Raw genomic sequence first — 19,990 nt, 5'->3', positions numbered from 1 at the left:
AGCTGAAATGGTTATTCGGTTTCCGCCGCCTTGACCGAGTCGGCATAAAACACCTGGCGTGCGTGCAGGCGCTCGCGGTAGCGCTGCTGGCTGGCGGTGAGATGAGCGCGCATGGCCTCGCGCGCGGCTTCGGCGTCGCCCGATGTGATCGCATTGAGGATCACCAGATGCTCGCGCTGCAGCCCGCGCTGATAGCTGTCGGACTGCACCAGTTCGGTCGACCATGGCGAGGTCACGTCGCAGGGAATGGCGCGGCGTCCGAGCACGTCGAGCATCTCGACATAGAACGGGTTGTTGGTGGCGCTGGCGATTGCCCGGTGGAAAGCGAGATCGGCTGGACCGGTCGGCTCGCTGTTGAGAAGCAGGCGCTCGAATTCGAAGAAGGCTTCCTGGATCGCCGCCTCCTGAGCGGCGTTGCGGCGGATGGCGGCGAGCCCGGCCGACTCGATTTCGACCGCCAGGCGCACTTCGAGCACGTTGAGCGCGACCGAATCCTTGGCTCCCATGTCGGCGGCGAGCGCGCCGAACATGGTCGAGATGTGTTCGGTGACGAAGACGCCGGCGCCCTGGCGCGCCTCGACCAGGCCGTCGGCGGCAAGCTTGGCCAGCGCCTCGCGGATGACGGTGCGGCTGACGCCGAAAGTCTCGGTCAACTGTCCCTCGGTCGGCAATTTGTGGCCCGGCAGGATCTCGCCCGCATGCAGCTGCTTGCGGATGGCCGCGACAACGGTCTCCGACAGCTTGGGCTTTCTCTCGACCCTGAGGTCAGCAATTGTCTCGGCCACGTGGTAAGCTCCTAGTGGAACAGGCTCGGCAGCCACAATGAGATTTCCGGTATGTAGGTGACAAGCATCAGAACGGTGAAGGCCGCGCCATAGAATGGCCAGATCGAGCGCATCGCCGTCCAGATCGGGATGCGACCGATGGCGCAGCTGACGAACAGCACCGCGCCGACCGGCGGCGTGCACAGGCCAATGCCGAGATTGAGGATCAGGATGACGCCGAAATGCACGGGGTCGACGCCATAGGCCGTCACCACCGGCAGGAAGATCGGCGTGGTGATGATGATCAGCGGCGACATGTCCATGAACGTGCCGAGGATCAGCAGCACGACATTGATCAAGAGCAGGATGACGAGCTTGTTGTCGGATACCGACTGCAGGAAAGCGACGAGTGCCGCAGGGACCCTGAGATAGGCCAGCAGCCAGCCGAAAGCGGCAGCGCAACCGATGATCATCAGCACCATAGCCGTTGTCCGCACCGCCGCCGAGGTCGCGGCGACGAAGTCGCCCCAGCTCATCGAGCGGTAGATGATCAGCGTGACGAGGAAGGCATAGACGATGGCAATGCACGAGCTTTCCGTGGCGGTGAAGATGCCCGACCTGACACCGCCGAAGATGATGCCGATCAGCAGGAGCCCGGGAATGGCGGCGACCAGCAATTGCAGGACACGACCGAAGCCGGCGAAAGGTTCGGTGGGATAGCCGCGCCGAGTGGCGGCCCAATAGGCCGTGACCATCAGCGATAGCGCCAGCAGCAGCCCCGGGATGACGCCCGCCGTGAAAAGGTCGGCGATCGAGATACGGCCGCCGGCCGAGATCGAATAGATGATCATGTTGTGCGACGGCGGGATCAGCAGCGCTATGATGGCGCCGACCGATGTGATGTTGACGGCATAATCGATGCCGTAACCGCGCGCCTTCATCTGCGGGATCATCAGGCCGCCAACGGCCGATGCGTCGGCCACGGCCGAGCCGGAAATGCCGCCGAACATGGTCGATGCGGCAATGTTGACCTGACCGAGGCCGCCGCGCAAATGGCCGACCAGCGATCCGGCGAGCGCCACCAGCCGGGCGGCAATGCCGCCGCGCACCATGAGGTCACCGGCGAAGATGAAGAACGGAATGGCCATCAGCGAAAACACTGAGACACCCGAGTTGAGACGCTGGAACACCACCAGCGGCGGCAGGCCCAGCACCAGCACCGTGGCGAAACTGGCGACGCCAAGGCAGAACGCGATCGGCGTGCCGATGATGAGCAGGAAGACGAACGTGCCGAACAGAACCATCAGGGCCATCACAGATCCTCTTCGCCCGTGGCGTATTGATCGGCATCGACAGGCAGGCCGGCAAACCGCCCAGCCAGCCGTTCCAGTGAAAACAGGCAAACCATCGCGCCACCCAGGATGACCGGCAGGAAGGCGACGCCGCCTGGCAGATCGAGGGACGGCATGATGGTGTTCCAGGTCAGCCTGGTCAGCTGCACGCCGTAGACGATCATGCCAAAACCGAAGGCGAGCACGACCACATCGGAAATGCTGCGCAAAAACCCCTTGCCCGAGGGCGGCAGAAAATAGAGCAGCACGTCAAAACCGAGATGCGTGCGCTCACGAACACCGACCGCGGCGCCGAGGAAGATGAACCAGCCCATCAGCAGCACCGAGAAGGATTCGGTCCAGCTCGGCGAGCTGTTCAGGACATAGCGCGAGAACACCTGCCAGAAGATGATCACAGTCATCAGCGTCAGGCCCGCTCCGCTGACCCACAGCGCAAGCTTCGCCAGTTGCGACAAAAGCCGCTCCGTCGCCAGCCAGAATGATTTCATGTGGCCTCCTCCGCTGAGTGGTGGGGCGGATGAGCGCGCCACCACCTTCGCGACGAATTACTTGGTTGCCTGGATACGCGCGGCGAGGTCCTTGAGTGCCGGCGTCGACAGGTACTTGTCGTAGACCGGCTTCATCGCATCGATCAGCGGCTGCTTGTCGATCTCGCTGACCTTGACGCCGGCCTTCTCGACGATGTCGCGCGACTTCTTCTCCTGCGCGTCCCACAGTTCACGCATCTTGTCGACGCTGTCCTTGGCCGCCTGGCGCACGATCGCCTGATCTTCCGGCGACAGCTTGTTCCAGCTCGCCTTTGCCATCACCAGCACTTCCGGCACGATCTGGTGCTGGTCCATCGTGTAGTGCTTGGCAACTTCGTAGTGCTTGGCGGATTCGAAACTCGGCCAGTTGTTCTCGGCACCGTCGATGACGCCTGTCTGCAATGCCGAATAAACCTCGCCATAGGCCATCGGTGTGGCATTGGCGCCGAGTGCGTTGACCATGTCGACGAACACGTCCGACTGGATGACGCGGAACTTCATGCCCTTCATGTCGGCCATCGAGGTGATGTCCTTCCTGGTGTTGTAGAAGGAGCGGGCGCCGGAATCGTAGAAGGCAAGGCCGACAAGGTCATGCGCCTCGAAGGCCTTCAGAATCTCGTCGCCGATCGGCCCGTCCATGACATGACGCATATGGTCGACAGAACGGAACATGTAGGGCAGCGACGGCACCGCGGTCTCCGGTACGATGCCGTTGAACGGACCCATCGAGACGCGGTTCAGGTCGATGACGCCGGTCTGCGTCTGCTCGATCGTGTCCTTTTCCTCGCCGAGTTGCGCGGAATGATAGACCTCGACCGAATAGCGGCCGGCGGTACGCTCCTTGATCAGGTCGCCCATATATTTGACCGCCTCGACCGTCGGATACCCATCCGGATGGGTGTCGGCCGAACGCAGCACAGTCTGGGCGTTGGCGACGCCGATCATCAAGGTGCCTATGGCGAATGTGGCCGCCGTCAGTTTTGAAAAATGCAACATGACTGTCTTCCTCCCTTTTGAAATTCGCGACGCCGGCTCAGAGCCGGTACGCCTTCTTGGCAAGCGTGTAGGCAAGTTCCCGCGCCAGCTCATGCGCCTCGTCCTCGCGCAGCCGGTGCTCGGCGACGAGGCGGGCGAGAAAGGCGCAGTCGACCCGACGAGCCACATCGTGGCGGGCGGGTATCGATGGAAAGGCGCGGGTGTCGTCGTTGAAGCCGACGGTGTTGTAGAAGCCGGCCGTCTCGGTGGTCATCTCGCGGAAGCGGCGCATGCCTTCCGGACTGTCGTGGAACCACCAGGCCGGGCCGAGCTTCAGCGCCGGATAGACGCCGGCGAGCGGTGCCAGTTCCCGCGCATAACTGGTCTCGTCGAGCGTGAACAGGATGATGGAGAGGTCGCGCTCCAACCCGACGCAGTCGAGCAGCGGTTTGAGCGCCGCCGCATAATCGGTGCGGGTCGGAATATCGAAGCCTTTGTCGCGGCCGAATTTCTGGAAAATTTCAGGCGAATGATTGCGCCAGGAGCCGGGATGGATCTGCATCACCAGCCCGTCGTCGCGGCTCATCTTGGCCATTTCGGTCAGCATCTGGGCGCGAAACAGCTTGCGCTCGCGCTCGTCGTCGGAGCCGCGGCGGATGCGGTTGAACAGCTCTTCCGATGCCGCATCGGAAAGGTTGGCGGTCTCCGCAGTCGGATGGCCGTGATCGGACGAGGTCGCGCCGAAACTTTTGAAGAAGGCGCGGCGCCGGCGATGCGCGTCGAGATAGCCGGCCCATGTACCGGTGTCGCAGCCGCTGACCTCGGCGAGACGGTCGAGATTGGCCGAAAAGCCTTCGAAGTCCGGATCGACGACAGCATCCGGCCGGTAGGCGGTGACGACGCGGCCTTGCCAGCCGCTGTCGCGGATCGCCTTGTGCCACCGGAGATCGTCGAGCGCGCCCTCGGTCGTCGCAATGACCTCGATGTTGAAGCGCTCGAACAGCGCACGTGGACGATAGTCGTCCTGTTTGAGCAGGCCAGCGATGGTATCGTAGTGGCGGTCGGCAGTGCCGGCGTTGAGCGGCTCGTCGATGCCGAACAGATGCTCGAGCACATGGTCGAGCCATAGCCGCGTCGGCGTGCCGCGAAACAGGTAATAATGCTCGGCGAAGCGCCGCCAGATCGCCCGTCCGTCGCTCTCGACTGGTGAGCCGTCGAGCGGTGATATGCCGAGATCCTCCAGCCGCACGCCTTGGCTGAACAGCATGCGAAAGATGTAATGGTCGGGCACGACCAGCAATTGTGCCGGGTCGGGGAACGGCTCGTTGAGCGCATACCAGCGCGGATCGGTATGGCCGTGCGGGCTGACGATCGGCAGGTCCTTGACCCCGGCATAGAGATCGCGCGCGACCGAAAGCGCGTGCCCTTCAGCGGCAAAAAGCAGATCCGGGTGGGTCAATCCTGCCACGTCACTCCTCCTAAGGGCGCTATCGGTAGGATTGGGAAGAAGTAATGTCAACATACAAAAATTGGATTGTTGTATGATGACTTTTGACCGATATCGGGTCATTGTGCGACAGGAGAACGGATGATACGCCGCTAGCCGATCCGCCCCGCCCGCCGCCCAGCGACAAGCCGCGCCATGACCAACAGACGCCTTTCCAATACCACGGTGCAATCCCTGCCGGCCTCGGCAGCGGTCCCCGCCTATGATCGCGCCAGTATCGCCCCAGGCATCGTCCATCTCGGCGTCGGCGCCTTCCACCGCGCCCACCAGGCAGCCTATGTCGATGACTGCCTGGCGGCCGGCGAGACCGGCTGGGGTATCATTGGCGTGTCGCTACGCAGCCCCGACACGCGCGACGCGCTGGCGCCGCAGGACGGGCTTTACACGCTGGCGGTGCGCGGCAGCGATGGCGAAGCGCTTCAAATAATCGGCTCGATCCAGTCGATGCTGGTGGCGCCGGAAGATCCCGGCGCGGTGCTCGCCGCGCTAACAGACCCGCGCACCCGCATCGTCACCCTGACCATCACCGAAAAGGCCTATTTGAGAGCAGCCGACGGCAGCCTCGACGAAAAACATCCAGATATCGTCCACGATCTCGGCAATCCCGGATCGCCAAAGACCGCGCACGGCTTCCTGGCCGAGTCGCTGGCCCGACGTCGTGCCGTGGGCACGCCACCCTTCACGGTGCTGTGCTGTGACAACCTGCCGGCCAACGGCGCCACGCTGCATAGGCTGCTGATCGGCTTCGCCAAATTGCGAGACGCCCGCCCTGCCGCTTTAGGTGATGCCCCACTCGCCAAGCACATCGGCGACGAGGTGGCGTTTCCCTCGAGCATGGTCGACCGCATCGTGCCGGCAACCACCGATGCCGACCGCGCGCGCATCACGGCCGAACTCGGCGTCCAAGACGCCTGGCCGGTGATGACCGAGCCGTTCCGGCAATGGGTGATCGAAGACAAGTTTCCGACCGGGCGCCCGGCCTGGGAAAAATTCGGCGTCACCATGGTCGAGGACGTCAGGCCATTCGAGGACATGAAGCTGAGGCTGCTTAACGGCGCCCATTCGGGCATCGCCTATCTCGGCCTGCTCGGTAGCCACGCCACCGTCGATCGAGCCTTCGCCGACCCGGCGATCCGTGAATTCGTCGACCGGCTCTGGGCCGAGGCGATCCCGACCTTGCCTGGAGATGCCGGGCTCGACACGTCAGCCTATACGGCAGAACTCGCCGAACGTTTCTCCAACACCGCGCTCGCCCACCGCACGGCGCAGATCGCCAATGACGGCAGCCAGAAACTGCCGCAGCGCATTGTCGCTTCCGCCATCGAGCGTATCCAGGCCGGCCTGGTCCCGGAGCATCTGACGCTGGTGATCGCTGCTTGGATCGCGGCCTGCGAAGCGCGTGGCGAGAGCTTGCCCGAAGCCCACTTCACTGATCCGCTCGACATGGCTCTGGCCGCGCTTAGCGAGCAGCCGACGCTGGAACGGGTGGCGACCGTGTTCGACATTGCCGGCTTCGCCAGCGGCAAGCCCGAGCGTCAGCCGCTCATCGAACTGGTCGCTGCGCATCGCGTCCATATCCGGCAAGGCGGGGTCGCGCTTGCGCTCGCCGCGCTCGGCATACCGGGACCGACAAGACATGCTTGACGGCAGTCCGGAAGAGGATTCTGAGCCGAAGAGCCCGCATCGCCGAACCCGGCGGGTGCCGCTCGGTCAGGGCTTCTGACTCTATGTCTGTGGGCACAAAAAAGGCCGGGTTGAACCGGCCTGTCGTCTCTCTGTTTTCGCCTGAGACTTAAGCTGCCAGCAGCGCGCTTTCAAGCGTGGAGAGCTGGGCGAGGAACTGCTCGGCCTTGCTGCGGGACTGATCGTCCTTGGCATCGGCAGCATCTTCCTTGGCGTCCTGGATCCGGCGGGCGAGATCGGCGCGGTCGATGTCGCCGACGGCAACCGCCGATTCGGCCAGCAGCGTGCAGCCGGAAGGCAGGATGTCGGCAAAGCCGCCGAACACCACATAGCGCTCTTCCTTGCCTCCAGCGGTCTTCACCGTGACGACGCCCGGCTTGATCGTGGTCATGACCGGCGCGTGATGCGCCAGCACGGTCATCTCGCCTTCGGCGCCCGGAATGACGACGGCTTCGACCTGCTCGGAAACGAGCAGCCGCTCCGGCGAGACCAGTTCGAATTGGAAAGCTTCAGCCATGATCAATTTAGTGAGTAGGGAATAGTGAGTAGCGAGTAGTTAGAAGAAACCGCTCGGTTCACGCCTTTCCCTATTCGCTACTCCCTATTCGCTATTCGCTTCTTATGCCGCTTCAGCCGCCAGGCGCTGTGCCTTCTCGACCGCTTCGTCGATGCCGCCGACCATGTAGAAGGCGGCTTCCGGCAGGTGATCATAGTCGCCGTTGCAGAGGCCCTTGAAGCCCTTGATGGTGTCGGCGAGGTCGACCAGCTTGCCCGGCGAACCCGTGAACACTTCGGCGACGAAGAAGGGCTGCGACAGGAAGCGCTCGATCTTGCGGGCGCGGGCCACGGTCTGCTTGTCCTCTTCCGAGAGCTCGTCCATGCCCAGGATGGCGATGATGTCCTGCAGCGACTTGTAGCGCTGGAGGATCGACTGCACCTGGCGGGCGACGGCATAGTGCTCTTCGCCGACGACCAGCGGGTCGAGCATGCGCGAGGTTGAATCGAGCGGATCGACCGCCGGATAGATGCCTTTTTCCGAGATCGCGCGGTTGAGCACGGTCGTCGCGTCAAGGTGGGCGAACGAGGTTGCCGGCGCCGGATCGGTCAAATCGTCGGCGGGCACGTAGATCGCCTGCACCGAGGTGATCGACCCCTTGGTCGTCGTCGTGATGCGTTCCTGCAGCGCGCCCATGTCGGTGGCCAGCGTCGGCTGATAGCCCACTGCCGAAGGAATACGGCCGAGCAGCGCCGACACTTCCGAACCCGCCTGCGTGAAGCGGAAGATGTTGTCGACGAAGAACAGCACATCCTGGCCCTGGTCGCGGAAATATTCGGCCACCGTCAGGCCGGTCAGGCCGACGCGGGCACGTGCGCCCGGCGGCTCGTTCATCTGGCCATAGACCAGTGCCGCCTTGGAGCCTTCGCCGCCGCCCTTCTTGTTGACGCCGGACTCGATGAACTCGTGATAGAGATCGTTGCCTTCGCGGGTGCGCTCGCCAACGCCGGCAAACACCGAGAAGCCGCCGTGAGCCTTGGCGACGTTGTTGATCAGTTCCTGGATCAGCACGGTCTTGCCGACGCCGGCGCCGCCGAACAGGCCGATCTTGCCGCCGCGAGCGTAGGGCGCCAGCAGGTCGAGAACCTTGATACCGGTGATCAGGATCTGCGCTTCCGTCGACTGTTCGACATAGGACGGAGCCGGCTGGTGGATGGCGCGCATTTCGATGCCGTCAACCGGGCCTTCCTCGTCGACCGGCTCGCCGATGACGTTGATGATACGGCCGAGCATGCCCGGGCCGACCGGCACGGTGATCGGCGCCCCGGTGTCATAGACATCCTGACCGCGAACCAGACCTTCGGTCGAGTCCATGGCGATGCAGCGCACGGTGTTTTCACCGAGATGCTGGGCAACTTCGAGCACCAGGCGATTGCCGACATTGGTGGTCTCGATGGCGTTCAGAATGGCCGGCAGGTGATCGCCGAACTGGACGTCGACGACAGCGCCGATGACCTGGCGGACCTTGCCGACAACGCCGGTCTTCTTCACAACGGCGGCCGTCGTCTTCGCTGCCGTAGCCTTGGCCGGGGCCGCTGCCTTGGCGGGCGCAGCCGCCGTCTTGGCCGGAGCGGCCTTCGCCGCTGCTGCCGGAGCCTTTGCCGCCGCTTTGGGAGCTGCCGCCTTCGGGGTCGCTGCTTTCGCCATCGTCTTTACCCTTTTCGTCCTTTGTTTCTCACGCTCCACCACAAGGTCGATGACCTCCTGGCGGCCGCGCCTAGAGCGCCTCGGCGCCCGAAATGATTTCGATCAGTTCCTTGGTGATCTGCGCCTGCCGCTGGCGGTTGTAGGTGATCGACAGCTTGTTGATCATGTCGCCGGCATTGCGCGTCGCATTGTCCATGGCGCTCATCTTGGCGCCCATCTCGCCGGCTGCGTTTTCGAGCAGCGCGCGGAAGACCTGGACCGAGATGTTGCGCGGAATGAGGTCGGTCAGGATTTCGCCTGGCTCCGGCTCGTATTCGTAGACGGCATTGCCGCCGGCGGTCGCCTCGGCGGGCGCAGAGGCCACACCGGCCGGGATGATCTGCTGTGCCGTCGGGATCTGGCTGATCACTGACTTGAACTGCGAATAGAACAGCGTGCAGATGTCGAAGCCACCCTCGTTAAAGAGGTGGATGACCTTGCGGGCAATGGCGTCGGCATTGACGAAGCCGAGCGTTTTGACTTCGCGCAGATCGACGCGTTCGAGGATCATCGACGCATAGTCGCGGCGCAGGATGTCGAAACCCTTCTTGCCGACGCAGATAATCTTGACCTGCTTGCCGTCGGCCAGCAGCCGGCGGATGTGGTCGCGGGCGAGACGCGCGATCTGCGAATTGAAGCCGCCGCACAGGCCGCGCTCGGCGGTACAGACGACGAGCAGATGCACGTCGTCCTTGCCGGTGCCGGTCATCAGCGCCGGGGCATCGTCGCCGATCGCCTGGGTAATGTTGGCGAGCACCGAACCCATGCGCTCCGAATACGGGCGCGCGGCTTCCGCAGCTTCCTGCGCGCGGCGCAGCTTCGCCGCGGCGACCATCTGCATCGCCTTGGTGATCTTCTGCGTCGCCTTGACCGAGGCGATACGGTTACGAAGGTCTTTTAACGAAGGCATGCTTCAAACCTGATCCCGTCCGTCCGGCTTTCTCAAGCGAAGGTCTTGGCGAAGGCATCGATCTCGGCCTTCAGCTTGGCGCGCAGATCGTCCGACAGCGCCTTCTCCTTGCGGATGCCGTCGAGAACGTCCTTGCCGGCCGAGCGCATGTGGCTGAGCAGGCCATGCTCGAACTTGCCGACCTGATTGATCGCCAGCTTGTCGAGGTAGCCGTTGACACCGGCGAAGATCACCGCGACCTGTTCCTCGACCTTGAGTGGCGAGAACTGCGGCTGCTTCAGGAGTTCGGTCAGACGCGAACCGCGATTGAGCAGGCGCTGCGTGGCGGCGTCGAGATCGGAGCCGAACTGCGCAAAGGCCGCCATTTCGCGGTACTGCGCGAGCTCACCCTTGATCGAGCCGGCAACCTGCTTCATCGCCTTGATCTGCGCCGACGAGCCGACGCGCGACACCGACAGGCCGACGTTGACGGCCGGGCGGACGCCCTGGAAGAACAGGTTGGTTTCGAGGAAGATCTGGCCGTCGGTGATCGAGATCACGTTGGTCGGGATATAGGCCGACACGTCGTTGGCCTGCGTCTCGATGATCGGCAGTGCGGTCAGTGAACCGCCGCCATTGTCGTCATTGAGCTTGGCGGCGCGCTCGAGCAGGCGCGAATGCAGGTAGAACACGTCGCCCGGATAGGCTTCGCGGCCCGGCGGGCGGCGCAGCAGCAGCGACATCTGGCGGTAGGCGACGGCCTGCTTCGACAGATCGTCATAGCTGATCAGCGCGTGCATGCCGTTATCGCGGAAATATTCGCCCATGGTGCAGGCGGTGAACGGCGCCAGGAACTGCATCGGCGCCGGATCGGAAGCGGTGGCCGCGACGATGACCGAATAGTCGAGCGCGCCGCGCTCTTCGAGCACTTTCACGAACTGCGCGACGGTCGAGCGCTTCTGGCCGATGGCGACGTAGACGCAGTAGAGCTTTTCCTTCTCCGGGCCGTTGTCGTGGACCGCCTTCTGGTTGAGCATCGTGTCGAGAATGATGGCGGTTTTGCCGGTCTGACGGTCGCCGATGACCAGCTCGCGCTGGCCGCGGCCGACCGGGATCAGCGCATCGATGGCCTTGAGGCCGGTCGACATCGGCTCGTTCACCGACTTGCGCGGGATGATGCCTGGCGCCTTGACGTCGACGCGCTTGCGTTCGGTCGCCTTGATCGGGCCCTTGCCGTCGATCGGGTTGCCGAGCGCGTCGACGACGCGGCCGAGCAGGCCCATGCCGACAGGCGCATCGACGATGGCGCCGGTCCGCTTGACGGTGTCGCCTTCCTTGATGTCGCGGTCGGCGCCGAAGATGACGACGCCGACATTGTCGGCTTCGAGGTTGAGCGCCATGCCGCGGATGCCGCCGGGGAATTCGACCATCTCGCCGGCCTGGACATTGTCGAGGCCGTAGACGCGGGCGATACCGTCACCGACGGACAGCACCTGTCCAACTTCGGAGACCTCGGCCTCCTTGCCGAAATTCTTGATCTGGTCTTTCAGAATTGCGGAAATTTCCGCGGCGCGGATGTCCATCAGCCGACCTCTTTCAGTGCAAGCTTGAGCGAATTGAGTTTGGTTTTGAGCGACGTATCGATCTGGCGCGAGCCCATCTTGACCACCAGCCCGCCGAGCAGCGACGGATCTACGGTGACGGCGATGGCCACGTCCTTGCCGGCGACGCTTTTCAGCGCGGCCTTGAGTTCGGTCTGCTGGGCAGCCGTCAGTTCATGCGCCGAGGTGACCTCGGCTGCGGTCTCGCCGCGATGTTCGGCGGCGATCTGGCGGAATGCCTTGATCATACCGGGAACGGCGAAGAGGCGACGGTTGCGGGCGACGACACGCAGGAAATTGCCGGTGAGACCAGTGATGCCGGCCTTGTCGGCGATTGCCGCGATGGCCTTGGCCTGGTCCTCGCTGGAGAACACCGGGCTGTTGATGAGGCGGGTCAGGTCGGCGCTGCCATCCAGCATCGTTGCGAAACTGTTGAGGTCGGCCTCGACCTTGGCAACTGAATTGGATTGCAGTGCGAGTTCGAACAGCGAACCCGCGTAGCGTTCTGCGACACCTGAGATTGGCGATGACGATTGAGCCACGGACCGTCTTTTCTCTTGTCTGACAGGCCGCAGATTGTTGGCGCGAGCAAAAACTCTGGCTAAATCTTTGACCTTACTAAGTTTTTCCAAGCACGAAGACGCGGCTTCCGCTATCCCCGGCCGAAAGTCGATTGCCGTCTAGCACAGGCATTTTAAGACCGCAATGCGTCGTTCCGCATGCATTTCAGGCACTATTGTCGCATCCGGCAGCAGAGTTCAACCGAAGCCTTTGGATTGGCTGCCGATTCAGGGCAGAAAGCCGAAGACGAAGGCGAGCGGCAACGCGGCCAGCACCAGCTCGACAATGATCGACGCCCAGTTGAAAGGCGTGTTCGCGCCATCCGACATCATCGACAGCAAACGGCCGAAAGCGGTGAACAGCCAGGAGAAGCCGAGCGCCATATAGAGCCACGGCTGCGCGAGCAGGATGCAACACAGGCTGACGCCGAGATAGAAGCCGGACATGCGGCCGCGCCCTTCGGCGATCGCCGCTGCCTTCTCCGGCCGAACCTGCAGCCTAAGGATCCGGAAGGCGAGACCCGGCATGAGGAAAAACAGCAAGCCCAGCGCCAAGGTGACCACGGCGCTCGACCACGCCAGCCACTCGCCCTGGCTGGTCGGCCACGGAAACGCAAATTCCATCTTGTCCCCTCGATAAATGGCTGTTTGAAATCGCGGCCATTCTAACGAACGGGAAACAGCGCGCCAGATGGCGACGGTAGGAAATCAAGCGAGGGCGAACTCGACTGCGGCCTCGGCATGGATGCGCGTGGTGTCGAACACCGGAATGTCGAAATCCCGTGCGCCGATCAGCATGGTGATCTCGGTGCAGCCCATGATGACGCCGTCAATCTTTTCATCGCGCCGCAAGCGGGCGACCTCGTCGAGGTAGGCCGCCTTCGATGGCGCGCTGACGATGCCCTGGCAGAGCTCGTCATAGATCACCCGATGCACCATGTCGCGGCCGGCCTGGCCCGGCACCACCGGCTCGAGGCCATATTTGTCGGCCAGCCGGCCCTTGTAGAAATCCTGCTCCATGGTGAAACGCGTCGCCAGCAGCGCCGGCCGTCTGACGCCGGCGCCCTTGACCGCGACTGCCGTGGCATCGGCGATGTGGATAAGCGGGATCGACACCGCCGCCTGCACCTGGCCGGCGAGCTTGTGCATGGTGTTGGTGCAGATCAGCAGCCCTTCCGCGCCGCCCGCCTCCAGCTTGCGCGCGGCGTCCGCCAGAAGCACGCCCGCACCGTCCCAGTCGCCGTGATGCTGCCGCTCGGCGATCTCGGCGAAGTCGAAGGAATGGAGCAACAGCTTGGCCGAGTGCAACCCGCCCAGCCGCTCGCGCACGATCTCGTTGAGCAGGCGATAATAGATCGCCGTCGATTCCCAGCTCATGCCACCGAGCAAGCCAAGTGTTTTCATAGCGTTCGCGGCTCCGATACAAGGTGCATTGTCGATCTCACAAAAAGCTCTGCGGGTCGATGTCGACCTGTACGCGAACCGAGCCGCGTTGCTTCGGCCCTTCAGCCAGCATGGTGCGGATGAAGCCTTGCATGTCGGCCCGCCGCTCGCCCTGGATCAGCAAGCGGAAGCGGTGGCGCCCGCCAAGCAGGGACAGCGGCGCCTCGGCCGGGCCAAGCACGAACAGGTCGCTGGCCTGGGGTGCGGCGCGCCGCAGGCCGCGCGCATGCCCTTCGGCCTCCGCTCGCGTCACCGCGCTGACGATGACGCCGGCGAGCCGGCCGAAGGGTGGGAGCGCGGCCCGTTCGCGCTCAGTGATCTCGCGCTCGTAAAACGCCTCGGCGTCGCCCGAGACAATCGCCCGCATCACCGGATGGTCGGGCTGAAAGGTCTGCAGCAGGCCAAGGCTTTTCTTGCCGGTGCGGCCGGCGCGACCGGTCACCTGGCTGAGCAGCTGGAAGGTGCGCTCGGCCGCGCGCGGATCGCCATTGGCGAGACCGAGATCGGCATCGACGACACCGACCAGCGTCATGTTGGGGAAGTTATGCCCTTTGGCGACCAGCTGCGTGCCGATGACGATATCGGCCTCGCCATTGGCGATGGCCTCCAGCTCCAGCCGCAGCCGCCGCACGCCGCCCATCAGGTCGGAGGACAAGACGATGGTGCGCGCGTCGGGGAAATGCGCCACAACCTCTTCGGCGATGCGCTCGACTCCCGGCCCACAGGCGACGAGATGGTCAAGCGTGCCGCATTCGGGACAGGCCTCCGGCCGCTTCTCATTGTGCCCGCAATGATGGCAGACGAGCTGGCCGCGAAAGCGATGCTCGACCAGCCAGGCCGAGCAGACCGGGCAGCCGAAGCGGTGGCCGCAGACCCGGCACAGTGTCAGCGGCGCATAGCCACGCCGGTTGAGGAACAGCAGCGACTGTTCTTTTTTCTCCAGCGTGCGCTGCATCTGGTCGATCAGCAGCGGCGACAGGAAGCCGCCGCGCGTCGGCGGCGCGCGGCGCATGTCGATGGTCTTGAGGTCGGGAAGGGCGGCCTCGGCAAAGCGCGCCGAAAGCACCGCCCTGCTGTAGCGGCCCTGCTGCGCATTGACCCGGCTTTCGACGGACGGCGTCGCTGATGCCAGCACCACCGGAAAGCTGCTGATATGGCCGCGCACCACCGCCATGTCGCGGGCATTGTAGAAGACGCGGTCCTCCTGCTTGTAGGCAGGGTCGTGTTCCTCGTCGACGACGATCAGGCCGAGCTCCCGGAACGGCAGGAACAGCGCCGAACGCGCTCCGGCGACGACGCGCACGCCGCCTTCCGCCACCTGTCGCCAGACCTTTTCACGCATCCTTGGCGGCAGATCGGAATGCCATTCGGCCGGCTTGGCGCCGAAGCGCTGCTGGAAGCGTTCGAGGAAAGCGTGGGTCAGCGCGATTTCCGGCAACAGGATCAGCACCTGCTTGCCCTGGTCGAGAGCCGCCGCCACCGCCTCGAAATAGACTTCCGTCTTGCCCGATCCGGTAACACCGTCGAGAAGCGTCACGTTGAAAGCACCGGCCGCGACATTGGCGCGCAGCATGGCGGCCGCATCAGCCTGGTCCGGCATAAGCTCCGGCAGGGCGTAAGAGGCATCGGGCGCTGCGACCACCGGTCGCGGCGGGATCATCACCGTCTCGAACACGCCTTGCGCCCTGAGCCCCTCGATCACCGTCGACGACACGCCGGCAGCATGCGCCAGCCCGGAGCGTGTCCAGGCGAGGCCACCTTCCGCCGTCTCCAGCACGCGTGTCCTCGCATCCGTCATCCGATCGGGCATGAGAAGCGTCCGCTGCAGGCCCTCGATCCACGGTTCGGGATCGAACGCCTCCGGCGCCCTGAGCAGCATGCGCGCCACCATGCCGGGCGGCGACAGCGTGTATTGCGCCAGCCAGTCGACGAAGCGGCGCATGCCGCGATCGATCGGCGGGCAGTCGAAAACCTGCTCGATCGGCCGCAATTTCTTCGCGTCGACCTGTTCGGTCACGCCATCCCAGACGATGCCGGCAACTTGGCGTGGTCCCAGCGGCACGCGCACGATCGAGCCCGGCACCACGCGCATGCCGGCGGGCACCGCATAGGTGTAGGGTCGTTCGGCGGGCATCGGCACCAGCACCGGCGCGGCTGCGACAAAGGGCGAATCTTCGATCATCGGGCGTGACCTTGCCCCGACTTTGGTCTAGATCAAAGGGCAACCCCGAATGTGCATGACCTGCACATGGAAATCTTTCAGGAGACCCCCCATGAAATTTTTTGTCGACACCGCAGACATCAAGGACATCAAGGAACTGAACGACCTGGGGCTGCTCGACGGCGTTACCACCAATCCCTCGCTGATCCTGAAGTCCGGCGGCAAGATCGCCGATGTCACCAAGCAGATCTGCGATATCGTCAAGGGCCCGGTTTCGGCCGAGGTCGTCGCCACCGAATACAAGGACATGATGGCCGAGGCCAAGATCCTGGCCACGATCGCCGACAATGTCTGCATCAAGGTGCCGCTGACGCTCGACGGCTTGCGCGCCTGCAGGACGATCCGCACCGAGATGAACCGCATGGTCAATGTGACGCTGTGCTTCTCGGCCAACCAGGCGCTGCTGGCAGCCAAGGCCGGCGCCTCTTTCATCTCGCCCTTCGTCGGCCGCATCGACGACACTGGCTCCGACGGCATGGAGCTGATCGCCGAGATCAAGCAGATCTACGACAATTACGATTACCCGACCGAGATCCTGACCGCGTCGGTGCGCACGGTGAACCACGTCAAGCAGGCGGCGCTGATCGGCGCCCATGTCATCACCGCGCCGCCGGCGACGCTAAAGGCACTGGTCAAGCACCCGCTGACCGACAAGGGCCTCGAGCAGTTCCTCGCCGACTGGGCCAAGACCGGCCAGAAGATCGGCTGACCCCAAGGTCGACACCAATAAAAAAGGCCGGGAAACCGGTCTTTTTTATTGCGATCAGCTAAAGCTGGTCACGCTCAGAGACCGTTTCGAAATTCGCTCTGGCGAGTCATATGGGGGTGATTTCGAGAACCGGAGCGCAGCGGACATTCTAGTCCGTGAGCACCGGAAGCGCAGAAAACGCCGTCAGATGGCCGCCAGAGTAGAATTTCCAAACGGTCTATCAGGCCTTTTTGCCGTGCTTGATTATGTCCTGGGCGACCGACAGGCTCACCATTTCAGCCAGTTCGCGCGCGGCGCGGTTCTCGGCGTCGAGCTGCGCCCGGTAGGAGGCGAACTCCTGCCTTGGCTTGTCAAAGGATGACGGGATCGAGCGCTTGCCGGTGGCGATGACCGCACCGGTCTTGGCATCGGTCAGCACATAGTTCGCCGTCAGCGTCACCGTGCCTGCGGTCGGTTCATCCTCGTCGGTCTGGACCTGCACCACCGCGGCCGATTCGACCAGTTCGGTGACGCCGAGATCGAGCGTGTAGACCGGCGCTGGCGGCTCGCCAGCGCCCTGGCCAAAGGCAAAGATGAGATTGTTGCGGACCTGCTGGGCGTAGCGGGTCTTGACCGGCTTGACCGCGATCGACGCCAGTTCGGCTGAAGCGCTAACGGTCGAGCCTGCCGTCAGCGGCGCGCTGGAATAGAGCGGCCTGACCGTGCAGGCCGAAACCAGCGCCATCGAGGCGACCATGCCGTACAGCGCGGCGCGGCGCAGCAAACGCGTCGTCTTTTTCAGATCAGGCCCCATCCTTCTGCAGTCAAGTAACGACATTGACGATCCTCTGCGGCACGATGATCACCTTGCGGGGCGCCTTACCTTCCAGCGCTTTTTGCACGAAGTCGAGGGCCAGCACCGCTTTTTCGACCGCACCTTGGTCCGCGTCGCGGGCAATTGTCAAATCCCCACGCTTCTTGCCGTTGACCTGGACCGGCAGCACGATTTCGTTGTCAACGACCAGCGCCGGATCGTAGACCGGCCACGGCCGTTCGGCGACCAGATCGGTGCCGCCCAGCGTGTGCCAGCACTCCTCCGCCAGATGCGGCATGACCGGCGCAACCACATGCACCAGGATCTCCACGGCCTCGCGGCAGGCGCCTTTGAGCGCTGCATCGGCCTTGCCCTCGGCGACGTCATTGAGCGGCGTGGTCAAGGCGTTGGCCAGCTCGTAGATGCGGGCGATGGCGCGGTTGAAGCCGAGCTTCTCGATGTCCTCGCCGATAGCCTTCAGGATCTTGTGCGCGGCCTTGGAAACGGCCCCGGCCTCGCCTTCCTTCGCCGCCTGCGGCTTGACGCTGTCGAGCGTCTCGGCGGCGATCGACACCAGGCGCCAGACGCGCTGGATGAAGCGATGCGCGCCGGCGGCGCCATCGTCGGTCCATTCGACGTCGCGCTCCGGCGGCGAATCCGACAGCATGAACCAGCGCGCGGTGTCGGCGCCGTAGCCGTCGGTGATGTCTTCCGGGCTCACCGTGTTCTTCTTCGACTTCGACATCTTTTCGAGCGAGCCGATCGCCGCCTCTTCGCCGGTGGCGATCTCGATGGCGCGGCGCTTGCCGCCGGCATCCTCGATCCTTACCTCTGCCGGCGACAGCCAGCGCCCATTGGTCGAGGCGCCGCCGACGCGGTAGGTCTCGTGCACCACCATGCCTTGCGTGAACAGGCCCTTGAACGGCTCGGCGAGGTCGAGATGCCCGGTCGCACGCATGGCGCGGGTGAAGAAGCGCGAATAGAGCAGATGCAGGATCGCATGCTCGATGCCGCCAATATACTGGTCGACAGCCAGCCAATCATCGGCAGCCTTCGGCTCGGTCGGCTCATTGGCCCAGGGCGCGGTGAAACGCGCGAAATACCAGGACGAATCGACGAATGTATCCATCGTGTCGGTCTCGCGCCGCGCATCCTTGCCGCATTGCGGGCATTTGACATGCCGCCAGGTCGGGTGACGGTCGAGCGGATTGCCGGGCCGGTCGAACTCGATGTCGTCGGGCAGCTTGACTGGCAGGTCGGCCTTCGGCACCGGCACCACGCCGCAATCCTCGCAATGGATCATCGGGATCGGGCAGCCCCAGTAGCGCTGGCGCGAAATGCCCCAGTCGCGCAGGCGGAAGTTCACCTTGCGCTCGGCCATCGGCCGGCCGCCGATCGTCTTCTGCTCCAGCAGCGTCGCGACTTCGTCGAACGCCTGTTCCGGCTTCATGCCGTCGAGGAAGCGCGAATTGATCATCACGCCATCGTCGACATAGGCCTCTTCCGTGATCTGGAAGGTTTTTGCATCGGCATCTTCCGGCATCACCACCGGGGTCACCGGCAGGCCGTATTTGTTGGCGAAGTCGAGGTCGCGCTGGTCGCCCGACGGGCAGCCGAAAATGGCGCCGGTGCCGTATTCCATCAGCACGAAATTGGCGACATAGACCGGCAGCGTCCACGAGTCGTCGAACGGATGGACGACGCGGATGCCGGTGTCGAAGCCCTTCTTCTCGGCCGTCTCCAGCGCGGCCACCGACGTGCCCATGTGGCTGACCTCGTCGATGAACTTGGCCAGCTCGACATTGCTCTCGGCGGCCTTTTTGGCCAGCGGGTGGTCGGCGGCAACCGCCATGAACGAGGCGCCGAAGATGGTGTCGGGTCTGGTCGTATAGACTTCCAGCTCGTTCGTGTCGCCGACGGGTGCTGCCAGCGGCCAGCGGATCAGCAGCCCTTCCGAGCGGCCGATCCAGTTCTGCTGCATCAGCTTGACCTTTTCCGGCCACTCGCCGAGCCCGTTCAGCGAATCCAGGAGGTCCTGCGCATAATCGGTGATCTTGAAGAACCACTGCGTCAGCTCGCGCTGTTCGACCAGCGCGCCCGAGCGCCAGCCGCGCCCGTCGATGACCTGCTCGTTGGCGAGCACCGTCATGTCCTCCGGATCCCAGTTGACCTTGGAGGATTTGCGCGTCACCAGCCCCTTCTCGACGAAATCGAGGAACAGCATCTGCTGGCGGTGGTAATAGTCGACGTCGCAGGTGGCGAACTCACGCGCCCAGTCCAGCGACAGGCCCATCATCTTGAGCTGTTCGCGCATGGCGGCGATGTTGGCGTAGGTCCATTCCTTGGGATGGACCTTGTTCTGCATCGCCGCATTTTCGGCCGGCATGCCGAAGGCGTCCCAGCCCATTGGATGCAGTACATTGAAGCCCTTGGCCCGCTTGTAGCGCGCCACCACGTCGCCCATCGTGTAGTTGCGGGTATGGCCGATATGGATCTTCCCCGACGGGTAGGGGAACATCTCCAGCACGTAGTATTTCGGCTTCGGATCGTCATTGTGCGCTTCGAACAGCTTCTTTTCGGCCCAGGCTTTCTGCCATTTGGGCTCTGACGCGCGCGGATTGTATCGTTCGGTTGCCATCGGATGATTTTCACTTAAAAGCAGGCGCAAGCCGCCGGACAAGGCCCGGTGGCCAAGGTAAATGTCGTCGCGGTGTTCACCATGGA

Annotated in this window: 17 protein-coding genes; 2 read left to right on the top strand and 15 right to left on the bottom strand. The window is 63.8% G+C overall.

Going from position 1 to position 19,990, the window contains the following annotated elements:
• Window positions 1-11: 11 nt before the first annotated feature.
• Genes FJV77_RS24285 through uxaC form a run of 5 tightly spaced genes read right to left on the bottom strand, consistent with a single transcriptional unit; the run spans window position 12 to window position 5,086 of the window.
• Window positions 12-785: a FadR/GntR family transcriptional regulator gene (locus tag FJV77_RS24285; protein WP_142869128.1), complete on the bottom strand. Its 774-nt coding sequence runs from the start codon at window positions 783-785 to the stop codon at window positions 12-14.
• A gap of 11 nt (window positions 786-796) precedes the next feature.
• Window positions 797-2,077 (bottom strand): TRAP transporter large permease, encoded by a 1,281-nt coding sequence (locus FJV77_RS24280; RefSeq protein WP_142869127.1) that lies wholly within the window; start codon window positions 2,075-2,077, stop codon window positions 797-799.
• Window positions 2,077-2,604: a TRAP transporter small permease gene (locus FJV77_RS24275; RefSeq protein WP_142869126.1), complete on the bottom strand. Its 528-nt coding sequence runs from the start codon at window positions 2,602-2,604 to the stop codon at window positions 2,077-2,079. The genes FJV77_RS24280 and FJV77_RS24275 overlap by 1 nt, the downstream gene beginning before the upstream one ends.
• A 57-nt stretch (window positions 2,605-2,661) precedes the next feature.
• Complete coding sequence (locus FJV77_RS24270) at window positions 2,662-3,639, bottom strand: TRAP transporter substrate-binding protein (RefSeq protein ID WP_142869125.1); 978 nt, start codon at window positions 3,637-3,639, stop codon at window positions 2,662-2,664.
• Window positions 3,640-3,676: 37 nt separating this feature from the next.
• Window positions 3,677-5,086, bottom strand: a complete 1,410-nt coding sequence (gene uxaC, locus FJV77_RS24265; RefSeq protein ID WP_185970413.1) for a glucuronate isomerase — start codon at window positions 5,084-5,086, stop codon at window positions 3,677-3,679.
• Between the two features lie 174 nt (window positions 5,087-5,260).
• On the opposite strand from uxaC, the gene FJV77_RS24260 reads away from it, so the two are divergent.
• A complete protein-coding gene (locus tag FJV77_RS24260) occupies window positions 5,261-6,769 on the top strand; it encodes a mannitol dehydrogenase family protein (protein WP_142869123.1) in 1,509 nt (502 codons plus the stop codon).
• A gap of 148 nt (window positions 6,770-6,917) precedes the next feature.
• Here the strand turns inward: FJV77_RS24260 and FJV77_RS24255 are convergent, their stop codons facing one another.
• The 8 genes from FJV77_RS24255 to FJV77_RS24215 form a co-directional block, all read right to left on the bottom strand.
• On the bottom strand, window positions 6,918-7,325 hold the full coding sequence (locus FJV77_RS24255) for a F0F1 ATP synthase subunit epsilon (protein WP_142869122.1): 408 nt from the start codon (window positions 7,323-7,325) through the stop codon (window positions 6,918-6,920).
• Window positions 7,326-7,427: 102 nt separating this feature from the next.
• Window positions 7,428-9,011, bottom strand: a complete 1,584-nt coding sequence (gene atpD, locus FJV77_RS24250; RefSeq protein ID WP_185970412.1) for a F0F1 ATP synthase subunit beta — start codon at window positions 9,009-9,011, stop codon at window positions 7,428-7,430.
• A gap of 70 nt (window positions 9,012-9,081) precedes the next feature.
• On the bottom strand, window positions 9,082-9,960 hold the full coding sequence (locus tag FJV77_RS24240) for a F0F1 ATP synthase subunit gamma (protein WP_142869121.1): 879 nt from the start codon (window positions 9,958-9,960) through the stop codon (window positions 9,082-9,084).
• Window positions 9,961-9,992: 32 nt separating this feature from the next.
• Window positions 9,993-11,522, bottom strand: coding sequence for a F0F1 ATP synthase subunit alpha (gene atpA / locus FJV77_RS24235; protein WP_142869120.1), 1,530 nt, complete (start codon window positions 11,520-11,522; stop codon window positions 9,993-9,995).
• Window positions 11,522-12,082 carry a F0F1 ATP synthase subunit delta gene (locus tag FJV77_RS24230; protein WP_142869119.1) on the bottom strand — a complete coding sequence of 187 codons (561 nt, stop codon included), beginning with the start codon at window positions 12,080-12,082 and terminating at the stop codon, window positions 11,522-11,524. Before FJV77_RS24230 ends, atpA begins: the two co-directional genes overlap by 1 nt.
• A 246-nt stretch (window positions 12,083-12,328) precedes the next feature.
• Complete coding sequence (locus FJV77_RS24225) at window positions 12,329-12,724, bottom strand: DUF4345 family protein (protein ID WP_142869118.1); 396 nt, start codon at window positions 12,722-12,724, stop codon at window positions 12,329-12,331.
• A gap of 84 nt (window positions 12,725-12,808) precedes the next feature.
• Entirely contained in the window at window positions 12,809-13,504 is a 696-nt protein-coding gene (locus FJV77_RS24220; RefSeq protein WP_142869117.1) for an aspartate/glutamate racemase family protein, read from the bottom strand.
• Window positions 13,505-13,541: 37 nt separating this feature from the next.
• A complete protein-coding gene (locus FJV77_RS24215; RefSeq protein WP_142869116.1) occupies window positions 13,542-15,725 on the bottom strand; it encodes a primosomal protein N' in 2,184 nt (727 codons plus the stop codon).
• A 91-nt stretch (window positions 15,726-15,816) separates the two neighbouring features.
• Between FJV77_RS24215 and fsa the strand changes: the two genes are divergently transcribed.
• Window positions 15,817-16,473: a fructose-6-phosphate aldolase gene (gene fsa, locus FJV77_RS24210; protein ID WP_142869115.1), complete on the top strand. Its 657-nt coding sequence runs from the start codon at window positions 15,817-15,819 to the stop codon at window positions 16,471-16,473.
• A 220-nt stretch (window positions 16,474-16,693) separates the two neighbouring features.
• Here the strand turns inward: fsa and lptE are convergent, their stop codons facing one another.
• Window positions 16,694-17,290 carry an LPS assembly lipoprotein LptE gene (gene lptE / locus FJV77_RS24205; protein WP_246691372.1) on the bottom strand — a complete coding sequence of 199 codons (597 nt, stop codon included), beginning with the start codon at window positions 17,288-17,290 and terminating at the stop codon, window positions 16,694-16,696.
• Entirely contained in the window at window positions 17,277-19,904 is a 2,628-nt protein-coding gene (leuS, locus tag FJV77_RS24200) for a leucine--tRNA ligase (protein ID WP_142869114.1), read from the bottom strand. Before leuS ends, lptE begins: the two co-directional genes overlap by 14 nt.
• Window positions 19,905-19,990 lie beyond the last annotated feature (86 nt).

It is taken from the genome of Mesorhizobium sp. WSM4306, assembly GCF_007003975.1.
Lineage (GTDB): Bacteria > Pseudomonadota > Alphaproteobacteria > Rhizobiales > Rhizobiaceae > Mesorhizobium.
The sequence above is the reverse complement of the archived record's forward strand: the minus strand, read 5'-3'. Positions and strand labels throughout refer to the sequence as shown.